Source organism: Mycolicibacterium setense (assembly GCF_000805385.1).
Classification (GTDB): domain Bacteria; phylum Actinomycetota; class Actinomycetes; order Mycobacteriales; family Mycobacteriaceae; genus Mycobacterium; species Mycobacterium setense.
The window spans coordinates 791,717-810,897 of record NZ_JTJW01000010.1; the positions used below are offsets into that span (position 1 = coordinate 791,717).

General features: G+C 68.3%; 5 protein-coding genes and 2 pseudogenes. All 7 read right to left on the reverse strand.

Translation table 11 applies throughout. The features are described from left to right. Positions 1 to 947: 947 nt before the first annotated feature. Positions 948 to 9,584 (reverse strand): annotated as a pseudogene (locus QQ25_RS31470) (alpha/beta hydrolase); the annotation flags it as partial. A gap of 56 nt (positions 9,585 to 9,640) precedes the next feature. Beyond that, entirely contained in the window at positions 9,641 to 9,937 is a 297-nt protein-coding gene (locus tag QQ25_RS28945) for a WXG100 family type VII secretion target (protein WP_039382496.1), read from the reverse strand. 4 nt (positions 9,938 to 9,941) lie between these two features. Further along, a complete protein-coding gene (locus QQ25_RS30420; protein ID WP_064875133.1) occupies positions 9,942 to 10,406 on the reverse strand; it encodes a YbaB/EbfC family nucleoid-associated protein in 465 nt (154 codons plus the stop codon). A 250-nt stretch (positions 10,407 to 10,656) separates the two neighbouring features. After that, positions 10,657 to 12,072: pseudogene (locus tag QQ25_RS31615) on the reverse strand (MinD/ParA family ATP-binding protein); the annotation flags it as partial. Between the two features lie 240 nt (positions 12,073 to 12,312). Then, entirely contained in the window at positions 12,313 to 13,695 is a 1,383-nt protein-coding gene (mycP, locus tag QQ25_RS28960) for a type VII secretion-associated serine protease mycosin (RefSeq protein ID WP_039382500.1), read from the reverse strand. Continuing rightward, entirely contained in the window at positions 13,695 to 15,143 is a 1,449-nt protein-coding gene (gene eccD / locus QQ25_RS28965; protein WP_039382501.1) for a type VII secretion integral membrane protein EccD, read from the reverse strand. The genes mycP and eccD overlap by 1 nt, the downstream gene beginning before the upstream one ends. Further along, positions 15,140 to 19,177: a type VII secretion protein EccC gene (locus QQ25_RS28970; protein WP_039382503.1), complete on the reverse strand. Its 4,038-nt coding sequence runs from the start codon at positions 19,175 to 19,177 to the stop codon at positions 15,140 to 15,142. Before QQ25_RS28970 ends, eccD begins: the two co-directional genes overlap by 4 nt. Between the last annotated feature and the right edge of the window lie 4 nt (positions 19,178 to 19,181).

The window sequence follows — 19,181 nt, forward strand, 5'->3', positions numbered from 1 at the left end:
TTGCGATTCGCGGTGTCGCGGTCGGCGGCCGGTAGACCGTCTGTATTCCCGTGAGCCTGGCCGTCTGGGAGACCCTGCACCCTGCCGATGGCGGCTGCCGCGAACTGGTTGTACCACCGCCCCTTTACGACGGGTTCGCCGTTAGGACGCAGGTAGCCGACGGCGGTCTGGGTGACCGCGTCCTGGCCCCAGTGCGGCGGCCACCCCGAATACTGCCGGGTGTGCGGGTCGAAGAGGTAGACCCGGCCGTCGATGTGGACCGCCATGTATGCGTGCCCGACGGGCTGGCCTCCGCTCCAGCGCGATGCCATCACCGCCATCGAGCCGGACGGCCTGCCCAGCAGGGTCTCCTCGATCTGGGCGTACGTCGCGAAATCGGCGGCCGTCCCGAATGCCCGGAACATCGCCCGCGCGCGTGTGCCGCGACGCGAGGGCTCGGCGTCGAGCGGGATGTCACGGCCGGTCCGCGTCGACACTTCTTGTGCCAGCACCTGGGCACAGTCGTTGCCCCTGGTCCACCGGGGCACGCGGTTCCGGTTGTGCGGGTCGGTCGGGTGCATGACGCCCGGATCGTCGTCGAGGCGCATGGCCGGCCGGCTCGCCGCGGGTTCGATGGTGCGGGAACCGCTTTCGTCGACAGTTCGGTGCAGTTCGGCGTGAACGTCGTTGTGGTTCCCGGCGGCGATGCGGCCGAAGTTGGTCAGCGATTCGGTGCGGATCGCGTGTTGCGGGGTGACCAGCCACTGCCGGGTACCGGGACCGTCGGTTTCCAGGTAGTCGAAGTAGGCATTGTGGGTCGTCAGGGTGTCCTTGCGGTCCATCGACGCCGGGAACTCGGCGCTGATGCGTTGCCCACCAAAGGTGTCCATTGCCGGATCGGTGCCCAGCCCGATTCCGAACCGGCCCTGCGAATCCGAGGTACGCCCGCCCAGCCCGGTGACGAAGTCTCGTGACGACGAGGCGACGAACACATTGCGAGTGTCGATCCCGAAGTCACCAGCGCTGCGCAGCGGGCCTGCGCCCGGCGAGCCCACCAGCGTCACCGTGGTGATGTGCGGCGCCAACCGGCCACCGGCGCCGGCGTAACCCGTGGTGGTCGAACCGTAGGAATGCCCGAACACGTGGTTACCGGTGAAATGGCTACCGTCACCGGAGAATGCGTCGCGCACCGCGTTGAACGTGCTGATGTCGGTGTAGAGCATCTCACCGCCGGCACGCGCCAGACCGGGCCGGGCCACACGCGCCGACGCCGAATCGTTCGGTGCGTCATATCCCAGCCAGGCGATCGAGGCGGACGCCAGTGAGGGATTTTCGGCCCGGGTCGACTGCTGGATGTTCAACGCGCAGTGCATGATGTAGTCGAGTTTGTCCAGCTGTGACCCCAGGCCGGGTACGTACCACGACACCGAATCCGCCGTGTACGGGTCCGCCCCGAAGCTCACCAGCGCGCGACCGTCGCCACCGAACGCGCCCGGATCCAGCGCCAGCAAGAGCGGATGACCTTCCCCGGCCTGCGTCGACGCCACTTCCGCTCGCTGCATGGCATTTTCGAGCCGGTTGACCCTACGCACGAAGTCCAGTTCGCGATCGCTGATCTTCTCCCCGGCGTCGATCCTGGCCTGCACCGCCGCGGCCCGCTCTGCATATTGCCGCAGCATCTCCCGGTTGGCGCTGTCGCGGACGGCGGAGGGGATGCCTTCGGCGTTGCCGATCTGGTGCGGATACTCCTGAAGCAACGCTTGCTGTTGATCCGGCGACAACCCCGACCACCACGCGGCATTGTTGCGGGCGCGGGCCACCGCTTGCGATTCCCTACCCAGCGGATGCACCAGGTCGTCGACGGCCAGCGGTGGAATCCTTTGGTCCAGCGCCTCGTCCGCGACCAGCCGCGCCTCTGACGGCTCGATCTCACCCGCACGCCACCGTGGATTCCATGGCCGTCGCGGGCCTTCGTGCTCTACCTGGGTGTCATCGTCCAGTCGCAGTGGCCGTCCGACCGCCGGATCCACCGTGCGCCCGTCGACCACCCTGCGATAGCCCTCGTGGTGCAGCCTGTCGGTGCGGCCTGCGGCGATCCGCCCGGAATTGGCCAGGGATTCGTTCCGCACCGGGGCGCCGTCGCCCTCACTCACATGGTGGTGATAGCTCTTGTGCGTCCCGAACGTGCTCGGCGTGTTCACCGCCGCCGGGAACTCGGAAGTAACCCGAACCGCCCCGAATTCGTCCATCGCGGGATCCATGCCCAGCCCGCGTCCGGCGAAGCGGCCGTCCTGTTCCGCTCTGCGTCCGCCGAATCCGGTGACCGGGTCCTTCGATGACGACGCGACGAACACGTTGCCGTCGCCGAGGCCGAACTGCCCGGCATGGTGCATCGGACCGGCGCCCGGCGATCCCAGCAACGTCACGGTGCGAATGTCATTCTTCAGCCGGCCACCGATACCCGCGTAGCTCACGGTGGTCGAACCGTAGGAGTGGCCGAACACGTGGTTGCCGGTGAACTCGCTGCCGTCAGCGGCCAGCGTGTTGCGTGCGACGTTGAACGCGCGAATGTCGGAGTACAGGATCTCAGCACCGGCCCGCGCCAGTTTCGGGCTCAGCACCCGGCCACTGGCCATGCCGTTGGGCGCGTCATACCCGATCCAGGCAATGGATGTCGCTGCCAGCGTGGGATTTTCGCGCACCGTCGACCGCACGTGGTTAAGTGCGTTACGCATGTTCCCTTCGAGCTTGTCGACCGTGGTCGCAAACCCGGGCACCAGCCACGACACCGAATCCGCCTGATACGGATCCGCACCGAAACTCACGACCGCCCGGCCGTCACCACCGAACTCAAAGGGGTCCAGCGAGAGCACCATCGGGCCACCGACCCCGGCCTGCACCGCATTCGCCGCCGCTGCCTGCAGCGCCGCGTCCAACCGGTTCACCCGCAACAGATTCGCGAGGTCGTTCTTCCCCGGTCGCACGCCACGGTCGATCATCGACTGCACGTGCTCTTGGAAACGTTTGATCGCAAGGCGGTTCGCGGCGTCCCGGGCGACCGGCGGAATACCCTCCGCGTTGCCGATCCGCGCCGGATACGTGTTGATCAACGCCTGCCGCTGCGTATCGTTCAGGCCCGCCCACCACTGTGCGTTGGCCTCGGCCCGCGCCGTCGCTTCCCCAGCCCGGCCCAGTGGGTTGACCAGATCGGCGGCCCCCGCTGGCGGAATGCGCTGTGAGAGCGCCGCATCCGCCACCGCCTTGGTTGCCGCGTGCGGCGTCGGGCTACTGCTCGACGTCCAATTGGGTTCGGTGACGGCGTGCTGCGGTTCGACCTCGATGTCGCCATCACGCCACCGCGGGTTCCACCAGTTGCGGCCCTGGTTGTCGCTCCGATTCGCCGCGGGTTCCACAGTTGCTCTGCGGGTTCCGAACAGGCGTCCCGGCCGCTCCTGCATGGAGCGGTGGGTTTCGTGGTCGAGTCGTTCGGTGTGCCCCGAGGCGATGCGGCCCAGGTTCGCCAGCGATTCGGAGGGGACCGCGTTCGCCGGAGTGACCAGCCACTGCCGGGTGCCCGGACCGTCGGTCTCCTGGAAGTCGAAGTACGCGTTGTGGGTGGCGGTGGTGTCCTTGCGGTCCATCGAAGCCGGGAATTCCGCGCGCACTCGCTGCGCACCGAAGGTATCCATCGCCGGGTCGGTGCCCAGGCCCCGGCCCAACCGGCCCGTTGAATCCGCGGTCCGCCCACCGAGGCCCGTCACGAAATCCCGCGACGACGACGCGACGAACACATTGCGGGGGACGATCCCGAAGTCACTGGCCTGCTGTAACGGACCCGCCCCGGGCGAACCGAGAAGCGTGACCGTGCTGACGTGCTCCGCCAGGCGGCCGTCGCGTCCCGCGTAGCAGGTGGTCGTCGAACCGTACGAATGCCCGAAGAGGTGATTGCCGGTGAAATGGCTACCGTCCCCGGCGAACGCGTCACGCGTCGCGTTGAACGCGCTGATGTCGGCGTGCAGGATGTCGCCGCCGGCCTCGGCCAACGCCGTACTGCCCACCCGGACTGTCCCCGAGTTGTTCGGTGCGTCATAGCCCAGCCAGGCGATCGAGGCCGCCGACAGAGACGGGCTCTCGGTGCGCGTCGACTGCAGGATGTTCAGCGCGCAGTGCATGAGGTAGTCGAGTTTGTTGATCTGTGCCCCCATGCCGGGCACGTACCACGACACCGAGTCCGCGACGTACGGGTCGGTGCCGAAGCTCACCAGCACGCGCCCGTCCCCGCCGAATGCCGGCGGGTCGAACGCGAGGATGAACGGGTCTCCCACGCCGGCCTGCTGAGCGGCCACCTGCGCCCGTTGCAGGGCGTGCTCCAGGCGATTCACCCGCAACAGGAAGTCGAGCTGGGTGCTGTTGGGACTGTTGCCGGCATCGATCTGAGCCTGGATGCCGGCGGCCTGGTCCAGATAGCGTTGCAGCACACGACGATTGGCGGTGTCCCGATCGGCGGCCGGAATGCCTTCGGCGTTGCCGATCTGATACGGGTACGCCGTTATCAGATCGCTGCGCTGCTGCTCGTTGAGCCCCGACCACCAGGCCGCGTTGGCCTGGGCCCGGGCCACCGCCTGCGGCTCGTCGCCCAGCGGGGTGACCAGCTCGTTGATGCCGACCGGCGGGATCCGTTGCCCCAGCGCCTGATCCGCTGCCACCTGCGCGGCCGACGGCTCGACCTCGGCCGGATGCCACCGTGGGTTCCAGGGCCGCCGTTCCCCTGGCTGATCGCTCTGATTGTCACTGTCGAGCCGTAACGCCCGACCCTCGGCAGGGTCCACGGTGCGCCCGTCGACAACCGTGCGGTGCCTTTCCTGGTGCAGTCTCTCGGGGTGTCCCGCGGCGATCCGGCCGAAGTTCGCCAATGATTCGGTACGCACCCGTGGATCGGCATCGCCGTCCATGTATCGGTAGTAGCTTCGGTGGGTTCCCACGCTGCCGCCGTCGTTCATCGACGCCGGGAACTGGGCGGTGATCCGGACCGCCTCGAATTCTTTCATCGCCGGATCCATGCCGAGCCCACGTCCCGCGAATCGTCCGTCCTGACCGGGCACGCGCCCACCCAGCCCGGTAACCGGATCCAGCGACGAAGACGCGACGAACACGTTGCGGTTGCCGATCCCGAACTCACTGGCATTGCGCATCGGACCCGCACCCGGTGAACCGAGCAGCGTCACCGTGCGGATGTCGTCGGCCAGCCGTCCGTTGCGTCCGGCGTAGCTCGCGGTGGTCGAGCCGTAGGAGTGCGCGAAGATGTGGTTGTCACGGAAATGGCTGCCGTCACCCGCTGCGGTGTCGCGTGCGGCGTTGAATGCCCGGATATCGCTGTACAGGATCTCGGCGCCCTGGCGGGCGAGTCCGGGGCCGACAACCCGACCGGTCGCCGCACCATTCGGAGCGTCATATCCGATCCAGGCGATCGACGTCGCCGCCAGTGTCGGGTTCTCCTGGAGCGTCGACTGCAGGTGGTTCAGCGCATTGCGCATGTTCCCTTCGAGCTTGTCGATGGTCGTGGCGAATCCCGGCACCAACCACGACACCGAATCGGCCAGATAGGGATCTGCACCGAAGCTCACGACCGCCCGGCCGTCGCCACCGAACGCCGGTGGATCGAACGCCAGCACCAGCGGTGGGTCGATGCCGGCATCCGCCGCTTCGCGCCCCATGGTCCGCAAGGCGGTATCAAGGCGGTTCATCCGCAGCAGATGGTTCTTTTCCCGCTTGGTCAGTTTTTCGCCGCGATCGAGCTTGTGCTGCACATGTTCCCGGGCGATCCGCAGGGCGGTGCGGTTCGCCAGGTCGCGGGTGGCCGGTGGTATGCCCTCGGAGTTTCCGATCTGGGCCGGGTAGGTCTTGACGAGCGCATCGCGCTGGTCTTCTGACAGGCCCGACCACCAGCGGACATTGGCCTCGGCCCGGGTTCTGGCATCCTCGGCCACACCCAACGGGTTGACCACGTCCTTCGCGCTGACGGATGGGTCCCGCTGCGCCAGTGCCTCATCCGCGATCTCACGGGTGCTCTGGACGGCGGGGGTCGTCGGCTCAAGCGCCGGAACATCGGTCTCGGAAGGCGGTTCGAGTTGTGGGTGGGTTTCGCGGTTCGCTCCGAAAGATTCACCCGAGGGGTCGACGCCGATGCTGAGCTCGGCGACCGGCGTTCGCCCGGCCAGTACGGCGGGGACGTCCCGCGACGTGGACGCGACGTAGACGTTGTCGGCCCCGATCCCGAACTCGGCGGCGCGGCGCACCGGCCCGGCTCCCGGCGAGTCGGTGAGGGTGACGGTACGAATGTCGTTGGCCAGCCGACCGTCTCGGCCGGCGTAGCTGACGGCGGTCGTGCCGTAGCCGTGGGCGAAGATGTGGTTGTCCGTGAAGTGGCTGCCGTCGCCGGCCCACGTGTCGCGGGCGGCGTTGAAGCCCCGGATGTCGCTGTAGAGGACCGCGCCGCCCTCACGGGCCGACCCGCGTCCGGCCACTCGCCAGCTACTCCAGCCACTGGGTGCGTCGTAGCCGAGCCACGCGATCGAGGCGACCGACTGCCCGGGGTTCGCCTGCAGCGTGGCCTGCAGGTGATCGAGCGCGCCGTCCATGCACGCGCCGATGCGGTCGATCGTGGTGCCCTGGCCCGGCACATGCCACGACACCGAGTCCGCTCGATAGGGATCGCCGAAGCTGACGACCGCACGGCCGTGGCCACCGAATTCCGATGCGTCGAAGGCCAACAGCATCGGGGCATCGACACCGGCGTCCTGCGCGCGGGCTTGTGCGTCAGCGAACGAACTGTGGATTCGATCGAGCCGGGCCAGCATCTTGCTCTGCGCCCGGGTGAGCCGGTGACCGTCGCCAAGCAACGACTTCAACTGCGCACGTTGCGCTTCCAGCAGTTGCGTATTCGCCTCATGCCGGGCGCCGGGCGGGATGCCCTCCGCGTTGCCGATGTGCTGCGGGTGCACGTCGATCAGGGCCCGCTGCTCCGGTCCGCTCAGTCCGGCCCACCAGGCCGCGTTGGCTCGTGCCCGCGCGTCGGCTGACTCCATCAACCCCAGCGGGTTTCTCAGGTCGCCTGCGTCCACCGGTGGTACGCGTTTCGCGAGTGCCTCGTCGGCGATCTGGCCCTGGGGCGTGACGTCGCGCCACTGCTCGCCGGGCGCCTGATCGCCGGTGCCCTGCACGTCGCCGACGGCGATCGCGGCGTCGAGATCGTCGGGCCGGGTGCCGAGCTCGTTTACCGGATTACCCTGTGCATCAAGGTAACCGACGGCGGTCGTCGACACCGCGCTCTGGCCCCATGACGGCGGCCAGCCCTGCCGCTCCCCGCGGTGGAGCAGATACACGTCTTTGCCGTCGAAGACCGCCACGTAGGCGTGCCCGCCCTGGCGCTGCCCGTCGCCTGCCCACGCCGACGTGATGACCGCGGCCGAACCGGGTTCCATTCCTCGCAGCGTGGCTTCGATCTCGGCGTAGGTGGCGAAGTCCGCCCGCGACCCGACAGCCTGGTAAAGGGCCCGCGCGGGCATTCCGGTGGCTGTCGGCTGCCCGTCGACCTGGAACTGCTTGCGGAAGTGCGATGACAGATCGTCAGCGGCGTCGAACACGCAGTTCTGGTCACCCCGCCTCGGACCACCAGTTTCGGTGACCTCGGAATCCGTGTTCGCGGGTGCGACGTCCGCACCGCTGTCCTGCGTGGTGTTCTGCTTCGTGTTCTGAGCGGTCTCTTGGACCCGCGCCGCGGGCAGGCCCGCCGCCTGCGATTCCGCGCCGGCCGGTTGCGCGGTCGGCGGCGCCTGCCTCGGCTCCGTCGGCTTCGAATCGGGTTTCGCCGCAGCAGGTTTGGTGGCCGGTTCGGCGGTCGTGGGCGTGGTGGGCGGGGTGGTCGGCGGTGTGGGCGTGGGCGTGGTCGGCGGCGTGGCCGGCGACACCGTGGTCGTCGACGACGACGGGGCCCCGACGACCGGCGGGCCGTGTTGCTCGGGGGCTTCCGGCACGGGAGCCTGCTGCGGCTGCACCGGATCAGCGGTTGTCTGGGGGGCCTCTGCCACTTCGGGTGCGACATGGGCGCCTTCGACCTGCTGCCCCGGATCGACCGACACCGGCTCCGCGGCTACGGCCGCCTGCGGCACGTCCGTCGTCGCAGCATGCGCCGGTGGGTTGGCGACCTCCTGATCCGGACTGAGGGTGGCCGTATGCGCGGGCTCATCCGCGGGAATGTCGGCCGTATCGCCGTTGTCCGGCTGCGGGTTCGGCGAATGCTGCTGGTCATCCCGGTCAGCGGGTGCATGTTGGGTCTCGGCGTCGGTGTCGGTGTCGGTCTCGGCGTCGGCTTGATCGGGTGTCTCGTCGGATTCCTGATCGGTGGACTCGTCCACCCCATTGTGGCGTTCCCCGTTGCGGGAGGACGGCTTCGAATCCGCCTGTGGGGTGGTGTTGTTCGTCTGGCTACCACCACCGCGTCCCAGACCCGCCTTGGCGGGTGCGGCCGATTGCCCGGTGGAGTCGTTCTGGGGAGTCCGGCTGCTATCGGTCTTGCCGTCGTCGTCCTGCTGGCCCGTATCCAGCATCTTGCCGTCCGGATCATCGCCCCGCAGACCGACATTCGGAGCGTCGGGACCCGGAAGCCCGGCCGGATTTGTGTGGTCGGTCTGCTGACCCCCCTGGCCTCTGCCGAGACCGTTCATACCGCCGAGACTGGTACTGGTCGAACTGGCGAGGATCGACAACGTGTCGAATTCACCACCGACGGACAAGGTGCCGGCAACGTTGCCCGTCACTCCGGCGGTGAACATGGTCACCGCACCCTTGGCGCCCGCCGTTATCCGGTTGCGAGAAACATGTCCCATCCCGTGCATCATCGGGACAGCGGTCATTCCGCCCGCGCCGCCACCGACGGTCGAGGCAATCGCGGTCTGCTTGAACCGGTCCCATCGGAAGTCGGCGTGTCCGTTGTTGGCTTGGATGCCCTGGACGATGCCCTCTTGAAGCAGCCCCTGCGCCAGCTCCTGCCCGGATTCCTTGAAGCCTTCGTGCAGGAGCCTCTTCATCATGGTCCTGGTCAGCAGTTCGGCCATCTTCTCGCCGATCCGCCGAATCGCCCATGCGACGAGCGCGCGTATCCACGCGATGGTCGTGGTTTCGATGACGGGGATCGCGGCCGTCGACGCCCCGAGCGTCGGGCTGGACATGGCCAGGCTGTAGGAGATCTCGGCAGCGGCGAGTGCCAGTCCGACGATGATCGACAGCTTGCTGTATTCGATCTCGGAGCTGAAATTGGTGGCGCCCTCGCCCATTCCCGAGATGCCCTCGGCCAGTTTGTCCACGGTGTAGTCGCCGTCGAACAGCATGGCGAACTGCTTCTCCGCCGCTTCGGCGGTGTCACCGAACAGGACCGACATGGTCTCTCCGCGGACCCTGCTGAGGTCCGGGATGAGTTCCTGCAATGCTTCGGCGGCAGCTTGATAATGCTCGCCGATACGACGGGTGCGGGTCTCGCTGCCTTGCGGCCACTCACCGCCCGCGAGGTATGACACCCATTGGAGCTCGGGCGGGATCTGTATGTCCATAAGCGAATAGCTGCGTCAGCCGGCCTACGCGGCGCACCGCCCCATGGCGCTGACCGCTACGCCTGTTCGTTTTGCTCGAAGGAGTCCGCAGAGCCCTTCAAACCGTCCGAGTAATAATCGAGCAGATCGGTTTTGACGACCACCGAGCCGTCGACCCAATCCTTTTGCGCCAGATACCCTTCGCCGCCTTTCGCGAACCCGTCACCCATCTTGTCGTCACCCCACGCGGCACCCTCGGCCGCCAGGTTGGCCTGCAGCGTGGACAGCACGTTCTTCATCCGGACGCTGACATCATTCAGGTCCTTCGAGGTTGCCCGCAGCTCTGAAGGTCCGACACCGAGCTCGTCAGCCATGGATTCAGCTCCTCACGGTGGGGAATGCGGATTCGTCCGTATCGTCTTCCTCTGGTCCGCGCGCGCGGACGACCGCGTCGTCGTCGCCGTACACGGACCTGGTCAGGTCACGCAGATCGGGCGCACTGTCCACGATGTCCGACAGCGACGGCATCATCCTGCGCCGCTCCTCGATCGGCACCATCAGGGCAGCGGCCCGCTGCGCCACGAGTTGCGCCGCATTCTGCGCGGCTGAGGTGACGTGGCCGCCGAGTTCCTCCAGGTCGTACTCATCGAGGTACGACTCGTCGATCACGGTCTCCATGACATGGCCGCGGGCATCGACCGTTACCTGGACCAAGCCATCAGCCGCGTCAGCGGTCGCGGTGAGCTGTTGCTGCTCGCGCTGCACCGCCGCAATATCGGCCATCTGCTCTTGGACCAGGGCAAGTACCTCGGTCATCTGATGCCGGAGGGCATCGTTGCTCATTCCGGCCAGTGTTCCAGATTCACCCAGGCACTGCCAGGCAGTTAACCGAATCTGATTTGAAATTCCCATGTTTGAGCGGGCGCACAACAGTCGGGCGTGAAATTGCCATTGTCGCAATGCTGCTCGCACGTCAATTTGCCCACCGTGTCGAGATAGCCGAAGCCAACTGGATAGTCCCGACTACTGGCCGATAGCTCAGATGCCCTGGGACCGGCCGATCGATATTTGCCTCGCTGACCGAGCGGGTGAGTCAGCGGTACTGGGGTGCGCCCCGCAGCCTGGGAAACTTCTCGGCAACGGCAGCAGCCAATTCCAGATACGCCTGGAGCGTGGCCGGGTCCAGCAGGTCGAAATCGACGTCGGCACCCTCGGCCAGATGCGGATCGAACGGGATCATGTGCACCGAGCGGCACCGCGCCTCGAAGTGCTCGTAGACCTTGTCGAGTTTGAGCTTCGCCGATCCGGGCCGCGAGGCGCTCAGCACCACATGCGCCTCGCGTACCAACGCGGAATGCCCGTGCTGCATCAACCAGTCCAGCGTCGCCGATGCACTCCGCGCCGCGTCGATGGCGGGTGAACTGACCAGCACGATCGCATGCGCCAGATCGAGCACACCCGCCATGGCGGAATGCATGATGCCGGTACCGCAGTCGGTGAGGATGATGTTGTAGTAGCGACGCAGGATGCTGACGGTGCGGCGATAGTCGGATTCGCCGAACACTTCCGACACCGCGGGTTCCTGCTCGCTGGCCAGAACTTCCAGCCGGCTGCCCGCCATCCGCGTGTGACTGCGCACGTCGGCGTAGCGCTCGATGTCGGGATCCGACAGCAGATCGCGCACGGTGGACTGGCTCGATGCGTCGCGCACCCGCTCTGCCAGTGTCCCGCGATCCGGGTTGGCGTCGACCGCGATCACCCGGTCATGGCGCATCATGGCCAGCGCCGAGCCCAATCCCAGAGTGGTGGTGGTCTTGCCGACACCGCCCTTGATCGACAGCACGGCGATCCGGAAGTCGCCGGCGATCGGCTGACGGATCTGCGCCAGCAGGTCGTCCCGCTCACGCTCCCGGCGCGATTCACCGGGATTGACGCGGCCGGCGCTGGCCAGATGCACAGCCCGGCGCCATCCCGAATGAGGTGCATTGCGGGCACGGTTGATGATTCCGGCGTCGTCGAGCGAGGGCGGCACCGGAGAGTACTGGGGCGGCGCCCCGCCCGCCTGGGGCGGCAGCGGCGGCAGCGTGCCGGGCGGTGGGATGAATCCCGGCGGCGGCAACGGCAGCGGCGGCAACGGCAGGGGCGGCAGCGGCGGTGGCGGTGGTGCCGGCCTGGCCGCCTCCGGTGGGGGTGTCGGCCTGGCCGCCTCCGGCGGCTGGGCCGGTCTGGCCGCCTCCGGCGGCTGTGCGTGCCGGGCCGCGTCCGGCGGGAGGGCATGCCGTGCGGTCTCCGGAAGTGGCGGAATCGGGATCAACCCGGTCGGAGGTTCCGGCTGCTCAGGAGCCGGAGGTTGAGGCTCAGGCTCACGTTCGACGGGCTCGGGGCCGCGCTGCGCTTCCCGGTGGTCGAGGTCGAACCGTTCGGCGAACTCTCGCGACCCGATCGTGCTGTGCATCTGCCACGGAGGCGGGGCCAGCCGACGGGCCGGCGGGGCCGGGGCAGGTTCGGGCGCAGGTTCAGGCGCGGGCGGAGGTTCGGGCGCGGGCGGAGGCGACACCGCGAAGGCATCGGTCGTTTCATCGGCGGGCGATGCGGCGGTATGGGCTTGCCGGGCGGTGCGTTGCGCCGCAATCTGTTCCAGCAGTGCGGCAGCCCGGGCCTCCACCGCATCCAATTCACCAGGAGCCAAGTCGTCGAGCGAGGTCTGCTCAACGCTCGGCTGATTCTCGTTCGGCATCTTCCTCCTAACTCACCTGTTCCGCCGCCGGGCAGCAGCCACCGCCACCGCCGCCACCATCAACGCAAGACACGCCGCGGTGACGGTGAAGACGATCCTGCGCGCCCGCACATTACCCGCATCAGGTTGCGGCGGGCCTGCGATCGGTGAACCGGCCGTGACGTCGCGCTCGGCGGTACCGGGCGGGAGCTGGTACGTCAGCGCCGCGACCGGGTCCACGACTCCATAACCAGTGGCCTGGTTGGGGCCATTCCCCGGGGTTCGGGCTGTCCGTTGGACCAGATCCTTGACCTCGCCTGCGGTCAGGTCGGGGTAGCGCGACCTGATCAACGCCACCACGCCCGATACGAACGGCGCCGCGAAACTCGTGCCGTTCAGCGGCGCCAGCCCCTGCTGGCCGAGTTGTGCGTTGATCAGGCCGGGCCCGGCGGCGTCCAGCGAGGTGATCCGCTCGCCCGGGGCGGCCACGGCCACCCATGGCCCGTGCAGGCTGAAGTCGGCCGGGGTGGCCGATGTGGTGACGGCGCCGACGGTCAGCACGTAGTCGGCGAACCAGGCCGGGCTCGCGATGGTGCTGACACTGTTCCAGCCGTTGTGCAGAGGCTGGTTCGGATCGTCCATGTTGTTCTGCGCCTTGCACATGCTCTGCGCGTTGAAGTTGCCCGCGGCGGCCACCACCACGACATTGCGCTCGTAGGCGTACCGCACCGCACGCCCCAGCTCCCGGTCGTCCATTCCCGCCGACACGGGTGCGCAGGCCACCTCCGACAGGTTGATCACCGTGGCCCCGAGGTCCACCGCCCGGGCGATCGCCAGCGCCAGCGTGTGCGTGTTGCCGTATCCGACCGATGTCGCGTTGGGGTCGTCGTTCTGGCCGCTGCTGGTGCCCGCGACGCTGAAGGCGCCGCTGTTCTGCCGGATCGACAGGATCGTGGCCTCGGGGGCGACGCCGGCGAAGCTGTCGCCGTCGGCCGGAGCCGCGGCGATGATGCCGGCGACCAGGGTGCCGTGCGCGTCGCAATCGACCAGCCCGTCGCTGTTGGACACGTAGTCACCGCCCGGTTCGAGCGCCGGGAGCCGCGGATGGCGGTTGACGCCGGTGTCGATCACCGCCACCTTCTGCCCGGCGCCACGGGAAAAGCGCCACGCCTTGCGGTATTCGAGCATGGCCTCCGCGCTGGTTTGTTTGGCAAGGTCAGTGCCGGGAAGCACGCCGGTGACAACCTGGCAGACCGTCTTCTGTTCGGTCGGCTGCGCCGGCGCGACGGGCCCGCTCGGCGGCGGACCGGGTTCGACGACAGGTGGCGTCACAGCACCGGCCGGCGGCGCGCCGAACCCGGACAGCGCCACCGTGAGAACCACGGTCACCACCGCGGTGCACCGCCGGGCGTTCATCAGCCGCCCAGCCGCTCGTACAGTCCGAGCGGCCACAGCGCCAGCGGGATCACCGCGGCGACGGCCACGTATTCGAGATACACCATGACCGCGCGCAGCTTTCGGCCTTCCCGGCCAACCGCACCTACCACCCCGGCGACGGCGAGCACCGCCAGCACGACCACCCCGGTGAGCTGCAACGGCCACACCCCGGTCTGGGCTTGCACACAGGTCACCAGCACGAGCGTCACAGCGGGCACCGCCAGCGCGGCACGCTCGGGCCAGGTATCAGCCCGGCGGCTGTGCAAGGCCGGCACCGCAGCGCAGACCATGGCGAAAGCGAATGCCGGCCAACCTGTGTCGACGCGCATCAGCGCGGTGGCGCTGATCAACGCGGCCGCGGCGGCACCGGCCAGCAAGCCGGAGCGGGTCAACACCGCTGAGTGCACCCGGTCCCACACCTGCTCCGCACTCGGCATGGGGGTGCTGGGCTGGGTCTGTACCGGCGAGGTGACTGCAGACGTGGTGAACGGGTCGTCCGCGCGCGATGCGCGGGCCGACGCCGTCGGGTACTGGTCCAGCCGTGCGGTCAGCGCCGGCACCACCAGGCAACCGAACACCGCGACCACCGCGGCGACGGTGGCCACCGTGGCGACCGGTACACCCAGCGCGCGGACGCCGAAGGCCACCGCGCCGAAGCTCAGCAGCACCTCGGCGGCCACGTAGGTCCAATGGCCGGCACCGATCACGCGGTGGCAGATGACGGTGAGGCCCAACAGTATTGCGCATGCCGCGGCCACGCCGACCGTACCGTGCGGGGCCGCAAGTACCCAGCCCGCCGCGGTGCCGATGGCGATCACCGGCGGACCGACCGCAGCGGCGATGTCGGCCCTGCCGAGGAATCGGCGTACGAGCGCAGCGCCGGCGACCAACGTGACGAGCGTCAGCGTCGCGGCGACCATGAGCGTCGGCCGGTGCGCCGACAACGCGGGGGCCAGCAGGAGCACCACCCACACGGCCGAGCACAGCCACAATCCTGCGAACGCCATCATCTGCGCCGCGGTGGCACTCCAGGCCGCGTACGACGCCCGGTTCAGCCGAGCCGCGGCGTCCACCACGTCGTCGTACAGCGTCGGCGGCGTCAACGCACGGCGGGCCGAGAGGCGCAGCAGCTCACCGTTTTCCACTCCGGCCTCACGCAAGGTGCGGTCGGGCTCCAGCGCGCCGGCCCTGCCTTCGCGGCTGAGCTCCCAGAATGTCCGCCGCTCATCGCGATCGGCCACGTCGTCGCTGCGCTCGTCGTCGCGGGACTTGATCAGCCGGGCCAGCTCGGGAAGGAATGCCGCCACCGGGACGTCGGCCGGGAGCGCGACATCGAGCTGGGTGCGGCCACCGACCACCGACACTCGGATCGCCTCGGGCGCAGCGGACACCACGTGCACCGGACGGAGCTCCTCGACCCCGGTCACAGGTCGGGCATCCTGGACAGTTGCACCACGCCGCTACGGGTGCTGCGCGACACCAGCATGCCGCGGCCCGGAGGCATCGCGGTCGCCTTGAATCCGCCGAACAGACCGCCCTCGTCCTTGCTGCCGCTCATCACCAAACCGTTGCAGGACAGGTCTTTCAGGCGTCCGACGATCGAGTCCATCATCGCGCGGCCGGCACCGCCGCTGCGCCGGGTGATCACGACGCGCAACCCGATGTCACGGGCCTGTGGCAGAAATTCGACCAGCGGGCCGAGCGGATGGCTCAGGGAACCACCGGGGATCAGGTCGTAGTCGTCGATCATCACGAACAGGTCCGGACCAGACCACCAGGATCGCTCCTTGAGTTGCTGCTGGGTGATGTCGTTGGGCGGCAGGCGATCTCTGAGCGCGCCGGCCAGCGCCGTCATCAGGTCCGTGCACGACTGCGGGGCCGTTGCGTAGCCGCCGAGGTATTCGTCGGGGACGACACCGAGCATCGAGCGACGGAAGTCGACCAGGATGATCTTGGCCTCGAGCGGGCTGGCGTTCTCCATCACCCCGGCCGCGATGTTGCGCAACAGACCGGTCTTTCCGCATTCGGTGTCGGCGAAGGCGACCAGGTGTGGCTGGGAATCGAAATCCAGAACCACCGGCGCCAGCTCTTCCTCGTTGATGCCGATCGCGATACGGGCCTTGCTGAGCTGCCCGGCCTCGCGGGCCACCCGCACGACATCGTTGCGGTTCACGTCGTGCGGCAACATCCGGACCTTCGGCGCCTCGCGATCCTGGTAGTGGGCGCGCACCGCCTCGACGGCCGCGGCCACACCGGCAGGCAGATCCTCCACAGCCGAACTGGAGTCCAGGCGCGGCAATCCGATCAGGATGTGCAGCCGCTCGGAGTTGATACCTCGGCCCGGCCGCCCTATCGGCACCAGTTCGGCCGACCGGCGCGCCACCTCGCTGTCGATCGGGTCGCCGAGCCGGAGCTCGACTCGGGTACCGAGCATGTCCTTGACCGCCGGCCGGATCTCCATCCATCGCGATGCGGTGATGGCCACGTGCACGCCGTAGGACAGACCCTGAATGGCCAGCGACTGGATCACCGGGTCGAGCTGCTCGAAATCGCTCTTGATCGACGCCCAACCGTCGACGACCAGCACCACATCGCCGAAGTTGTCCTGGCTCAACGGATCCAGCGCGGCCTCGGCCGGCGGCAGGGTGGCCAGCCGGGCCTTGCGCTGACGGAAGTCGCGCATCGACTCGATGCCGAGGTCGCGAAACAGCTGCTCGCGGCTCCGCAGCACGCCGGCGACCTCGGCCACGGTGCGCCGGATGGCGTCGGCGTCCATCCGGCCGGCCACCCCGCCGACGTGCGGCAGCTTCGCCAGGCTGGTCAGGGTGCCACCACCGAAGTCCAGGCAGTAGAACTGCAGCTGCTCGGGAGTGTGGGTGGCGGCGGCGGACAGGATGAGAGTGCGTAGCGCGGTGGACTTGCCCGACTGCGGCCCGCCGACCACCGCCACGTTGCCCTGGGCGCCGGACAGGTCGACCATCAGCACGTCGCGGCGCTGATCGTAGGGCCGGTCCACCACACCCATCGGCATCCACAGCCGGCCGTTGAGATTCTGCGGGGAGGACCAATCGGATTCGGGCAGAAGCTCGTTCACCGCGGGGCTGTCGTCCAGGGGCGGCAGCCACACCTCGTGGGCGGGCCTGCCGTGGCCGCGCAGCCGGCTGACCACCATGTCGAGCAGGGTGGTCTTGCTCGGCCCGGAACTCGCCCTTTCCGGCTCGACCTCCGGAACATCGTGCAGCGCAGGTACCCGCTCGGGCACCGGATCCTTCTTCACCGGGGTGGCGGTGAACAGCTTGGGAGCCAGCGCCCCCAACTGCGTTACCCGCCCGGTGCGCGCCGAGACCCGCGGTTTGACGTACTCCCCCGACACATAGCACGCGTTGAACCGGATCGGTTCGGAGGCATCGCATTTCAGGAACGCCGAGCCCGGAACGCTGGGCAGGTGGTAGGCGTCGGGCACACCGAGCACGCTGCGTGACTCACCGGCCGAGAACGTCTTGAGGCCGATCCGGTAGGACAGGTGCGAGTCCAGGCCGCGCAGCTTGCCCTCCTCCAGCCGCTGCGAGGCCAGCAGCAGATGCATGTGCAGGGAGCGGCCCAGCCGGCCGATCATCACGAACAGCTCGGCGAAATCCGGTTTCTGCGATAGCAATTCGGAGAACTCGTCGACGACGATGAACAGCGCGGGCAGTGGTTCGAGGTCGGCGCCCGCCGCCCGGGCGCGCTCGTATTCGGTGACGTTCGGGAAGTTGCCCGCGGACCGCAGCAGCTCCTGGCGCCGGTTCATCTCACCGGCCAGCGCGTCCCGCATGCGGTCCACCATGGTCAGCTCGTCTTCGAGGTTGGTGATGATGGCCGCGATGTGGGCGATGCCGTCCAGCCCCAGGAATGTCGCGCCGCCCTTGAAGTCGACCAGAACCAGGTTGAGTTGCTCGGGCGAGTGCGATGTGATCATCGACAACACCAGGGTGCGCAGGAATTCCGACTTGCCCGACCCGGTGGCGCCGATGCAGAGCCCGTGCGGACCCATGCCGCCCTCGGCGGCCTCCTTGATGTCGAGTTCGATGGGCTGACCGTTCGGGGTGATACCGATCGGCACCCGCAGCCGCTCCCGCGGGGACCGCTGCCGCCATATCTGTTCGGGCACGATGCCTGCGGCGTCGGGAATCTTCAGCAGCGCCATCAGTCCCGGATCGACCGCTCGCGAATCGGCCTCCAGGCTGACGATGTGCGCGGCGTTCGCCGGGCGGTAGCGCCCGATCCCCCGGGCCGTGGTCTCAGCCTCGGGGATCGTGATCGTGTCCGGGGTGGCGAAGCGTTCGACACCCACCGCGGTGCGCGCGGCCACGTCGTCGCCCTCGACGACCAGTTGCAGGCTGCGGCGGGCCGACGCGCCTGCGCGCAGACCGTTGAGGTCCAACAGCGTCACGCTGTCCAGCCCGGCGTCGGTGATCAACTGCTCGTCGCCGGTGACGAATCCGTCGTCGAGCACCACGACGAGTTGTTTGAGGCCCTGCGTCGGCTGGGCGTTGCGGGTGAACCGGCCGCGCTCCGCCAACTCCGAAGACAACGCGGTCTCCATCAGCTCCAGCGTGGGGAACAGCAGCCGCATCGAACCCATGCCGTCGCGGGTCGACGAATGCTGCGCGTGCGGCAGCCATTTGACCCAACTCCAGTTCTCACCGTCGGGGTTGGCCGTGACGATCGCCACCTGCACATGATCGGGGCCGTGAAAGGTGCACAGTTCCAGCACCATCGACCGCACCAGCTGCTGGGCGAGCTTGCGCTCGCCTTCGAATGTGATGGTGGGGAACGCGCGCAGCGACACCGCGGTCGGTAGCGCGTGCACCACCGAATGGGTCTTGACGAACCTGCGCAGCGCCACCGTCGACACCGGTTCCAGATCTTCGGGCGGGCCGGTCTCGGGTGCCATCAACCGCGTCGCCAACCGGTGGGTCCCGATACCGACGCGGATGTGGCAGTAATCCGCGTCGCTGGGCCGCCGCTCCCACATGCGCCGGGTGCCGACCACATCGCTCAGTGCGCGCGGATCGGGGTGGCTCCATTCCAGGGCGGTGCGTTGCTCGGCACCGGTGGTGTCGGCTTCCTCGCGAAGGTTCGCCAGATAGCTGAAGTAGTCCTTACGCTCCTCGTTGAGCTCGGCAGCGGCTTTGCCATTGCGCTGCCCGCCGCCCATGAACATGCCGACCATCGACATGATCATCATCATCGGGAAGAGCAGGAACATCGGGCTTCTGGCCATGTCCCTGCCACCGACGGTGATCATCAGCGCGATCATGCCGATCACGGCGACCAGCATCACGAATGGCATCAGACGCATCAGCAGGTTGCCCGGAATGGCGCGCGGCACCTCGGGGGGTGGAGCCAGGTTGACCTCGCCGCCCGGCATCCGCGGCGGCGCGACCCGTAGGCGTCGGACAAACCCCTGCGTACTCAACCTT